We start from the raw sequence: 10,498 nt of genomic DNA on the forward strand, positions 1-10,498 counted from the left end.
AAAAAACTTCGGCGGCGCAAACGGCAGGGCTCAAGGAAAAGAGCAGGTCGAAGACCTTTTTTCCGACCTCAAGAAAAGAACATTCTGCCCGCCACCTCCGGGAGAGCGGATGCTCCATCCCGAAGGGAAATGCAGAAGAGAATTCTATTGCTGTTGCTGTTTCTGCAGTTCGTCAATACGCTTCTGGATCGTGAGTAACTCCTCGTAAATGGCCTTGAGCTTTCCCTCCAGATCGACCTTCTCCGCAGTGAGACGCTCGGTTCGCTTGAGCAGACGATCGATCTCGAGCTGGGTCGCGGCCTTGCCTCCATAAATCTTTTCCGGATCGTCCCGATCCACATCCCAAAGAAATCGAACTCGTCGCCCTTCCGTAACCGAACTTATTCCAGAACTGAGCTCAAGCTGGACAGTTTTGACACCATTCAGTAGAGACTTCCCCGTTTTTTCGTCATACCTGGAGAAATAAACCAAACCATCGATTTTTCCCTGAAGTTTAAAATTAAATCTCTTGTCGTAGTCTATAGGTTTATAGACCTTGTTGCCAATACGCAAAGTGACCATTCCGTCGAAAGGAGCCATGTGCATCGTCGGGCCATTGTTGTTAAATGCGATCTGGATAGGAATCGCTTCGTCCAATCGCAAGTTTTTCAACAAATTATACTTGTAGTTCTCCATCTCATCGCCAGTCCAGAGGTTTTTTTCCGCTTCTTGCTGGACAACCGCACCGATATACTCCGCAGAATAATAGGTTACCGTAATATCCAACGTTGCTCCCAGATCGTCTTTGAACGTTTGCGTCCTACTCCACCGTTGTGTTATGTTTTCAAGATTGGACTTCGCCCAAGAAGCCTTTTCCGTGCCCAGCAGGACAAAACCCAGCACAAAAAAAGCAATCACACAAAACACTCTCCTCATTGTCCCTCCCACGTCCACGCCTCCTCTTCCACCATCACAGGCAGCCAACTCTGCCCCAAGGGGTATGACGACAACAACCACCCACGCTTTCATTATAGCTTGTTTTCCGGAGAGACAAAACCGCTCGATCCTTTCGTACTCCGCTCAACAGCCAGCCTTCGACACCTCCATCGATATGGACTGCGATGCTCTCCTGATCGTGCCCGTTTTTTCCAAACTACCACAGGAGATGCGGGCCTGTCGAGCGTACAAACAGCACAAAAGAGGGAGGGGCACAGTAACTGCGCCCCTCCCTCTTTTGTGCTAAAAAACGAGAACCTTACCCGAACTTAGAAGTTGACGAGAGTACGGAAACGAACGATATGATCGTCACCGGAGCGATAACCAGCTGCGTTGTTGCTGCCCCAATCAACGTTGTCGTACGCGAGTTCGAAGCTCATAGCAGGGCTATACTGGTACTTCACACCAAAGGTCCAGTTGGTGGTGTCATCAACACCCGTGGTGTCGAAATCGGCGGTGAAATACCGCTGGAACGTGGTCCACTTGTCGTTCCACTTCTGGCTCAGATACGCAAAAAGCACTGTCGTGTCCTGATTGATATTCCGGTTGATGAGATTACTGGCACCAAAGGCATCCCATGCCCACACATCATAACCGTTGTTGTTGTTATAGAACCAGAAACCCTCACCCAGCTTGGCATATTCCAACCACAGGCTGGTGAACCCGAAGGCCTCCTGCTTCACGTCGATGATGGCCTTCCATGCGTTGGGAGAATCCTCCACTGCGCCAGCCATGGGGCGGTCGAGATCTTCCATGAAGTATGCGCCCTTGAAGGCGATGGCAGGAGTGAAGTTGACGCCGAAATCAGCCCAGTAGACCTTCTTGTCGAAATCAGTCGTGATTGCGGCATCGTCATCGTCGAGCAGGAACGCCAAGCCGTTGACGGCAAAACGGAAATTCTCGTTGAAGTTGAAGTTGGCCCGCAAGCCGCCGACAAAGCGATCGTTACCACCGGGGACAGCCACTCCATTGACCGTGGTATCCCGCTCTTCATGGCCAACAAAGAACGCGAGATCAGCCATGCCGAGAGTCTTGGTGAAGTAGAAGCCCTTCACAATCGCATCGGTGAACCACGCATCTTCGTCGATGTAGAGACCAGACTCGTCTTCCCAGTCATAGAGCCACTGGCCAACAGTCATCTTCACATCCCAAGGAAGCATGGTTTCCACGTAGAAACGCTCCCACCGCACACCGGGCTGCATATTGCTAAAACCGTTGGCACGCGAGCCACGCCCCAACCGAATGGTCAGACTGGTGTTCTCGTCGATGGTCTTCCTCAGCCACAGACGATAGCGATTGAGGTCGAATTCGTTTTTCCCCGCGAGAACATATTCATCGCCATAAAGATCTCTCTCGCCGGCAAACTTCGCATCAAAACGGAACTGGCCCCAGATTTTCCATCCGCCGATGTTCTCCTCGAGGACAGCGACCCGCTTGTCGATCTGGTCGACCTTCACGCCGAGAGCATCCAGCTCGTCCTTGAACTCGACGACGAGCTTCTTCAGCATCTCCACGTCCTGCTTGCTGGCCTTGTTCATGTCCACCACGGCGAGTGCCCGGGCGACAAGAGTGGCCATCTCGTAACGGGTCATGGGCTGGTTGCCCTTGAAGGTGCCGTCGGGATAACCGTTGACGATACCGGAAGCAGCGAGCTGCCCGATCGCGTCATAGGCCCAGTGGTTCATGGGAACATCCATGAACGGATTGGCTGCGAGCGCGGGAGCGGCGAAGGCCACGAGGGCCACGACCGCCAGAACTGCCATAAACTTTCTCATTTGTAGAACAACCCCTTTTTGGTATATGTACGGCCTTCTGCGCCATTCCCGAAGGGGTTCGGATGAAGTCTCCACGTTTCCTTCCTCCTCAGTCCTCTCGAGTCCGTGCGTTTCCGGTCCGTCTTCCTATGCCTGCTCGTCCGTATTGGCTGGGGTTGTCGCACCTCCTTTCCTGCCGTCGGGAGTCACTGCAAGCGAGTGGAAGCATTGTCAAAGAGCTTCGGGAAATCCTCCCCTTGCTTCGCAGACATCATATACGGGAAAGTACGGAGTCGCAATAGGTCTCAAGACCCATTTCTCTTGAAACAAGCTGTGCCCGCAAGGGCTCTTGCTCCGGCATCGGCCACAAATCCTTTCAATACCTGTTCGGCTCCTTCTACGGCGGCACCGAGGCTCTCACGGGAAGACCCTATCACACGGGGCAGTGGAGAATATCGTCCTTGACACGCACCTTTCCAACCTGTCGCACATCGCCATCAGAGCACTGTAATCGCTGAAACGTTCCATTCGGAAAATTCCTTCCGCAATTGCACGCCGCACCACCGGAAGCAGCAACATCCTTACGAAACGATCACGTGCGTTCTCAAGGATGTCACGAAAAAGAGAATACCTCCCGAAACGGCGGCCACGTCCGATCCTTCGGAGAAAGCACCGGCTCCGCGCCTTCCGGCAGGGGCCATGAAACGCCAAGGGTTGGATCGCTCCAGAGAATTCCCCCCTCGTCCTCGGGATGGTAGAAATCCGTACACTTGTACAGAAACTCCGTCCCGTCCTCAAGGGTCAGAAATCCGTGGGCAAATCCCGGGGGAATATAGAGTTGCAGGCGGTTCGCCTCACTGAGCACCGTGCCGAACCATTTTCCGAAGGTCACAGAGGACCTGCGAAGATCTACCGCCACGTCGTAGACACTTCCCCGAACAACCCGTACCAGTTTCCCCTGAGGGTGTTCTTTTTGAAAATGCAGTCCCCGCAAGACGCCCCTGGCGGAGCGGGAATGGTTGTCCTGCACGAATGTCGCGGCAATACCGAGCTCCGCAAACTCTCTTTCATTGTAGGTCTCCATGAAGAAGCCCCGTTCGTCTCCGAAGAGCGTTCCCTCAAGAAGCACGAGCCCTTCCATACCGGTTTCCGTTCGCGTAAATTTTCCCATTGTCACCACACTCCTGACTTCGAAAGAGCGCGCTCTCAGCAAAGGACCTCCCGAACATACCGCTCAAGAGCGTCCTGCCAGGAAGGCATACGGTTCATCCCCTCCAGAGAGAGCACATAGTTCTCCAGCACGGAAAACCGAGGACGAGGGACTGCCTGACCGTACTCCTCGGTCGAAACGGGAAGCACGGCCACATCCATCCGAGCAAGACGGAAGATTTCCAGGGCAAGGTCGTACCAGCTTGCAGAACCGGAACACACGGCATGAACGGTTCCGAATCGCTCCGTCCGCAACAGGACGAGAACCTGGAGAGCCAGAAACGCCGTGCTCGTGGGACTGCCGACTTGATCGTCGATGACGCGAAGGTGCCGCCGCTCCTTTCCGAGCCGCAGCATGGTGGTCACAAAATTGCCGCCCTTCGAACGGCTGCCCGACGCGCCGAAAAGCCAAGCGGTGCGCACAATAAAGTGATTCGGCCAAATTGAACGGATGTACTGTTCTCCCGCGAACTTGCTTCGGGCATATGCATTGCCAGGCCCCACCGGATCGAACTCGGTGTAACCGCGCGTTCGGTCCGTCTTGTCCCCGCCGAATACGTAATCGGTGGAAAACCAGAGCAGTGACGCTCCTACCTCACGACAGGCGAGGGCGAGATTGCGCGCGCCAAGGGCATTAACCCGAAAGGCCGCATCGGGATCTTTCTCGCACGCCTCGACGTTATGAAAGGCGGCAGTGCTGCACACGGCAGAGGGGCGAAGCTCACGGAACAGCTGCTGCAACCCCTCCAGATCGGTCACATCCGCGGCAGCATGGTCGAGAGGGACGCAGGAAAACGCGGGGTCTTCGTCAAGAGCCCGGCAGAGAAGGCTCCCCACCTGTCCGGATGCCCCGACCACGGCGACTTTCACAGAATCTCCCCCCTATGGGACACGGCATCGACGAGCGATTTGGCTTCGAGAAGCTTTCTGTACCACGCTACAGTTTTCGTGCGCTCTCCCGTGTCAATCGCACCCTCTTCGAGAGCGGCGAAAATTTCTCCGGCGCCATCGGCAAAAGTATGCTCCACTCCGTAGCCGAGGTGCTCCCGGATTTTTCCGAAGGAGACCGTGTAGGAGCGGTGGTCGGGATCTCCGTACCACTCCATCGCGAATTCCCGCCCGCACGCCGTTGCAACCTGTTTTGCGAGGTCCAGAATACGGATGTTCTGTTCGTCCGAACCAACGTTGAAAACCTGCCCGCTCACTGCCTCCACGGCGGACTCCAGTACGAGAAGAAATGCCCGGGCCGTGTCCTCTACATGCACGAAGGGACGCCATTGGCTCCCGTCCCGAAGGACGTTGATCTTGCCATTCTTCCAGAGTCCCAGGGTCATGCCGTTCACCGCCAGGTCGAACCGCATGCGGGGGGATAAACCGTACACCGTGGCCTGCCTCAGCGCGGTCACGCAGAAGGAGTCGCATGAAAGGGGCAATACCGCCTGTTCCGCCAGGTGATTCGCCTCGGCATAGGTGGTGAGTGGGTTAACGGGCGACTCCTCCGTGAGAAGTCCTGTCTGAAAACCATAGATACTGCAGGAGCTCGCGAGAACATAGCGAGCAACTCCAGCATGTCGGGCGAGACGGGCGATTCTGGCTCTTCCAAGGTAGTTGATGTCCAGAGTCTTCGCTGGATCGAGTTCTCCCGCAGGGTCGTTCGAAAGAGCCGCAAGATCGAAAACGGCGAAAATATCCCGAAAGATCTCCGGCGTGACGTCCCTCACGTCTCCCCGGACGATCTCCACGTCTCCCGAAAGATCCCGCAGCGAGTGCTCTCCGAAGAAAAAGCGATCCAGCACACGAACGCCATATCCCTCGTGAACCAACCGGCGCACCAGAACGGAGCCGATATACCCTCCGCCACCGGTGACGAGTACGTTCATCACGTCACAATTCCTCCTTCACAACCATCACGACGGCCGCATCTACACTTCTATTTCCGCGTCGTCTCCCACACAGAGACTCATGGAGATATCCCGCCGCATGCGTCGCACAATACGAGCGCGACATCCCACGAGAGACGCGTCCAAGCGCTCCACGCCACAGATTCTTGCATCTTCCATAATCACCGAATAGTCCACCGTGGAACCTTCAATGCAGCACCCACAGCCGATACTCGTGAAGGGACCGATCCGCGCATCCCGCACCACAGCGCCTTCGCCGATCACGACGGGGCCGCGCACGATACTGCGTTCCACCAGCGCCCCTTCCCCGATCCGTACTCGTCCCACAATGGAACTGTCCACAACGGAACCTCGTACGTCCGGTTTCGCCCATTCGTCAAGCACGACTCGATTCGCCTCAAGGAGATCGTCCTTTTTCCCCGTATCGAGCCACCATGTCTCCAATCTGGCAGTTCGCACCGGAAACCCCCGATTCACGAGGACTTGAATGGCGTCGGTGATTTCGTACTCTCCCCGCGCGGAGGGAGCGAGGGAATCTATGGCATCGAAAATCCGTCGTCCGAAGAGGTACACACCGACAAGCGCCAGATTCGAGGGAGGGACGGAAGGTTTTTCCACGAGACGCTGCGCATTTCCCTCCCGATCTGTGACGACTACCCCGAACATGCGCGGGTTCTCAACCTCCTTCAGCAGGATGAGTGCTTCGTCGCCTCCCTGTCGAAAGCGTTCCACGAGATCTCTGATACCTGAACCGATGAGGTTGTCCCCCAGATACATGACGAAAGGTTCGTCCTCGAGAAATACCCTCGCCGTACTCACGGCGTGGGCAAGCCCCTTGGGCTCTTCCTGAAGGATGAAGGAGAATTCCGCATCGAAGTGACCTTCCCGAAGGCTTTTACGAATCATCTCTCCCGTCTCGGGAGAGATGACGACACCAATTTGAGCAATTCCGGCGGCGATGAGATTCTCCACCACGTAGTGGAGAATCGGTCGATTTGCCACAGGGACAAGTTGCTTGGCCAGAGAATAGGTGACCGGCCGTAAGCGAGTTCCCTTTCCTCCAGCGAGTACCAGTCCTTTCATTTTTCTCCTGCCTTCCGTGTCATGGGGACACCGCATGGAGCCCCAGGCGAAACCAGAGATCCCGCAACACATGATCGATCCATCTTTCGGAGAAGGGTTTTCCCGTCGTACCGGAGCGTCCGGCATAACGAGGACATTCAAAAAAGGAGGCTACCGGATCCGTGACGAGACGATCGTGAACGACATACTCCAGAGCGCGTCCGGCGCAATCGTCCACCTCGTCGTAGCATCCGAAAAGGCGACGCCGGTACAGGTCTGCGCTGATCTTGAACAGACGCGTGTCAACGCCTCGGGGCTCCGGTTTCCCCTGAAAACGTTTCACCGCGTAGGAAACGCGGGAACTCGTGAGCGCGAAGACACTTTCATCACGGGAGTGCCGTGAGGCGATGCGGTCGAAATTCGTCACGTAGAGCCGCCCCGTCGCCTTGTAGAACGAGGTGGCCTGCCGCAATAAACGGCTTTTCGAGAAAGCATAATCACAGAGATGCCCCTCGCCGTATCCTTTTCCGTAGCGCTCCGCTCCATCGTTTCCTGAAAAGCACAACACCTCCAGTTCTTTTCCCAGCGCTCGGGCGAGAGCTGAGAAGGACGCGCTCTCGAAGGGATAGCCGCTGTTATCGCAGAAAACCACTGCTGAAACAGCAGGCGTTCGAAGCCAGCGCACGAGAGATTCCACATAGTCCGCCAGGCGCTCCCCGGTGTCGCGGAGGGCGAGGTAGGGGACACCCGATCCGGGAGCGATGCACGCCGTGAGAAGGACCGTTTCGCCTCCGCTCATTTCCGTACATCCGCCTCAAAGGCACTCCGAAGGTTTTGGCTCTTCGGTCCCCACATCACCATTCACCGGACTGCACGAAGTCCCTGGACGCGAGGTACCATGCCAATGTGGAACGAAGCCCCTCCCCGAGGGAAATGCGATGGCGCCACCCAAGGGCGTGGATGCGGGACACGTCGAGGAGTTTTCGGGGCGTTCCGTCCGGGCGGAAGGCATCCCACCCGATCTCGCCTTCGTACCCCACGGTGCGTCGGATCAGCTCCGCAAGCTCCCGAATGGAGAGGTCCTCCCCCGTACCGATGTTCACGAGCTCTTCCCCGTCGTAGCTTTCCATAAGGAAACAGCACGCTTCAGCGAGATCGTCCACGTGCAGGAACTCCCTCCGCGCCGTCCCCGTTCCCCAGAGCGTCACCGAGGGCACGCCACGCTCCTTCGCCTCGACGAACCGTCGAAGCAGCGCCGGAAGAACATGGGAGGTCTCGAGATCGAAATTGTCCTCCGGCCCGTAGAGGTTGGTGGGCATGACGGCGATGCAGTTCATGCCGTGCTGCCTCCGGAGGGAACGGGCGAGGATGATGCCGGCGATTTTAGCGACGGCGTAGGGCTCGTTCGTCTCCTCCAGGGGCCCCGTGAGGAGGGCTTCCTCCGGAATCGGCTGGGGAGCCATCCGGGGATAGATGCAGGAGCTTCCCAGAAAGAGCAGCTTGCGGCACCCCGTCTCGCGGGCGGCGAGGAGCACGTTGGTCTGAATGCGAAGATTGTCCGCGAGAAAATCCGCGGGAAAGGCGCTGTTCGCGCCGATTCCTCCCACCTTGGCGGCGGCGAGAAAGACGTAATCCGGCCTTTCCCGGCGAAAAAAACGGAATGTCCCCTCCTCGCAGCGCAGATCGAGTTCCCGGCTCGAACGGGTGAGGAGGTTTCCATAGCCCTTTCGGGCAAGACAGCGCATCAGCGCGCTTCCCACAAGGCCGCGATGTCCTGCGACGTAGATCTTTCCTTCGAGTCGTCCGCTCCGTGGGTGAGACATTTCGGTCCTCTCCTTCATGTCCTTCCTGTCGCCATCATGTCCATGCCGTGCCGCAGGGAGATGCGGCCCCGCCCGATCTTCGCGGCCCCGGCGTTCGTCTTTCCTCCATGGCTCCACGGAAAGCGTCATGGAGCCATATCCGTTCCCGGCCATGCTTGCGTGGGAGCGACGCCCTACCCCGGCGTGACCCGGTTCGCCGTCCAGCCGAATCCTTTTTCCCGAAGAGCCCGCATACCCTCGCCGGGAGGCGTCTCTCCCAGGGCGGCCAGGTCGCAGTCCACCATGATCCGCACCAGTTCCCGGAACGTCACCCGGGGCTCCCAGCCGAGAAGCCTCCGGGCCTTCGAGGGGTCGGCGAGGAGATGATCCACTTCGGTGGGGCGGAAGTAGCGGGGGTCGATCTCCACGTGCTCCCGCCAGTCGAGCCCGGCGTAGCTGAAGGCCTCCTCCACGAATTCCCGCACGGAACGGCTCTCTCCGGTCCCGATGACCACGTCCTCGGGAGTGTCGTGCTGCAACAGAAGGGTCATGCACTCCACGTATTCCGGAGCGAAACCCCAGTCGCGGCGAGCCTCGAGATTGCCCAGGTAGAGTTTTTTCTGGAGTCCTTTCCGAATGTGCGCCACGGCACGGGTGATCTTGCGGGTCACGAAGGTCTCTCCCCGCCGGGGCGATTCGTGGTTGAAGAGAATGCCGTTCACGGCGAAGAGGTTATAGGCGTTTCTGTAATTGGTGGTCATCCAGTAGGCATAGAGCTTGGCCGCAGCATAGGGGCTTTGGGGCATGAACGGGGTGGACTCGCTCTGGGGCGGCGGGGCCACGCCGAAAAGCTCGGAGCTCGACGCCTGATAGTACCGGGTCTTGATGCCGCTGCGCCGCACCGCCTCCAAAAGGCGGGTAACGCCGAGGCCGGTCACGTCCCCGGTGTATTCGGGCATGTCGAAGCTGACCCGCACGTGACTCTGGGCACCGAGATTGTAGATCTCGTCCGGTCGGATCTCATAGACGAGATTCGTGAGCCGCCCTGCGTCGGCAAGGTCACCGTAGTGCAGAAAGAGCCTGGCCCCCTCCACGTGGGGATCCTGGTAGATGTGCTCCAATCGCTGGGTGTTGAACGTGCTGGCCCGCCGAACCAGACCGTGCACTTCGTATCCCCGGTGCAAAAGGAGTTCGGCCAGATAGGATCCGTCCTGGCCGGTAATGCCCGTGATCAACGCTCGCGACACCGCCTTCGACCTCCTTCCTTTGATGGACTATTCCCGAATGAATAAAGAGATTTTCGCATGGGCTCTCCGGGAGGCCACCCCGAACAAGGAGAACCTTCCGGAAGGGAAAAGACACCTCTGAAATGCCATGGTTCAAGCGCAAGAATCTTTTTCACGCTCCCGAAACGCTTTTCCCCCGTGCCGGCGGACAAGCGACGCTTCGGGAAGAACTCAGGACTTCTCGCCATCCTCCAGGGGATCCACCAACAACAGGGACCGGAGAAAGGCGGAATCCAGCGAAGGCGACATGTCCTCCACCGGGCGGTTCACCACAAGCTTTGGCTGCACCACCGTCTCCAGAGGAAGTTCCACATGCAGGAGCGACGGCCCACGGACGGACATGGCCCGGAGAAGACCTTCCTCCGTTTCCTCTCTCGCTCGCACACGCCAGGCCGGTATTCCATAGGCCTCGGCGATCCGCACAAAATCGGGCCGACTGTAGCCGATCACGGTGGATTGTCTTCGCCCTCCGAAGTAGAGATCCTGGAACTGGCGTACCATTCCGAGAC

At 57.7% G+C, this 10,498-nt stretch carries 10 protein-coding genes; all 10 read right to left on the reverse strand.

Annotated elements, in window-relative coordinates; all coding sequences use genetic code 11:
• Positions 1 to 144 precede the first annotated feature (144 nt).
• Entirely contained in the window at positions 145 to 927 is a 783-nt protein-coding gene (locus tag Q1K49_RS09095; protein ID WP_300525310.1) for a hypothetical protein, read from the reverse strand.
• Between the two features lie 317 nt (positions 928 to 1,244).
• Entirely contained in the window at positions 1,245 to 2,750 is a 1,506-nt protein-coding gene (locus Q1K49_RS09100; RefSeq protein ID WP_300525313.1) for an S-layer homology domain-containing protein, read from the reverse strand.
• Positions 2,751 to 3,342: 592 nt separating this feature from the next.
• On the reverse strand, positions 3,343 to 3,900 hold the full coding sequence (gene rfbC / locus Q1K49_RS09105; protein ID WP_300525315.1) for a dTDP-4-dehydrorhamnose 3,5-epimerase: 558 nt from the start codon (positions 3,898 to 3,900) through the stop codon (positions 3,343 to 3,345).
• A 35-nt stretch (positions 3,901 to 3,935) separates the two neighbouring features.
• Entirely contained in the window at positions 3,936 to 4,808 is an 873-nt protein-coding gene (gene rfbD, locus Q1K49_RS09110; protein ID WP_300525318.1) for a dTDP-4-dehydrorhamnose reductase, read from the reverse strand.
• Positions 4,805 to 5,818 (reverse strand): SDR family oxidoreductase, encoded by a 1,014-nt coding sequence (locus tag Q1K49_RS09115; protein WP_300525332.1) that lies wholly within the window; start codon positions 5,816 to 5,818, stop codon positions 4,805 to 4,807. Before Q1K49_RS09115 ends, rfbD begins: the two co-directional genes overlap by 4 nt.
• 42 nt (positions 5,819 to 5,860) lie before the next feature.
• Complete coding sequence (locus Q1K49_RS09120; RefSeq protein ID WP_300525320.1) at positions 5,861 to 6,922, reverse strand: glucose-1-phosphate thymidylyltransferase; 1,062 nt, start codon at positions 6,920 to 6,922, stop codon at positions 5,861 to 5,863.
• Between the two features lie 19 nt (positions 6,923 to 6,941).
• Positions 6,942 to 7,700 carry a hypothetical protein gene (locus Q1K49_RS09125; protein WP_300525323.1) on the reverse strand — a complete coding sequence of 253 codons (759 nt, stop codon included), beginning with the start codon at positions 7,698 to 7,700 and terminating at the stop codon, positions 6,942 to 6,944.
• A gap of 55 nt (positions 7,701 to 7,755) precedes the next feature.
• Positions 7,756 to 8,724, reverse strand: coding sequence for a GDP-L-fucose synthase (locus Q1K49_RS09130; protein ID WP_300525324.1), 969 nt, complete (start codon positions 8,722 to 8,724; stop codon positions 7,756 to 7,758).
• Between the two features lie 173 nt (positions 8,725 to 8,897).
• Positions 8,898 to 9,950: a GDP-mannose 4,6-dehydratase gene (gene gmd, locus Q1K49_RS09135; RefSeq protein WP_300525326.1), complete on the reverse strand. Its 1,053-nt coding sequence runs from the start codon at positions 9,948 to 9,950 to the stop codon at positions 8,898 to 8,900.
• A 210-nt stretch (positions 9,951 to 10,160) separates the two neighbouring features.
• On the reverse strand, positions 10,161 to 10,498 hold a 338-nt coding region (locus tag Q1K49_RS09140; RefSeq protein ID WP_300525329.1), incomplete at its 5' end, for a thiamine pyrophosphate-dependent enzyme.

Source organism: Aminiphilus sp. (assembly GCF_029975095.1).
Lineage (GTDB): Bacteria > Synergistota > Synergistia > Synergistales > Aminiphilaceae > Aminiphilus.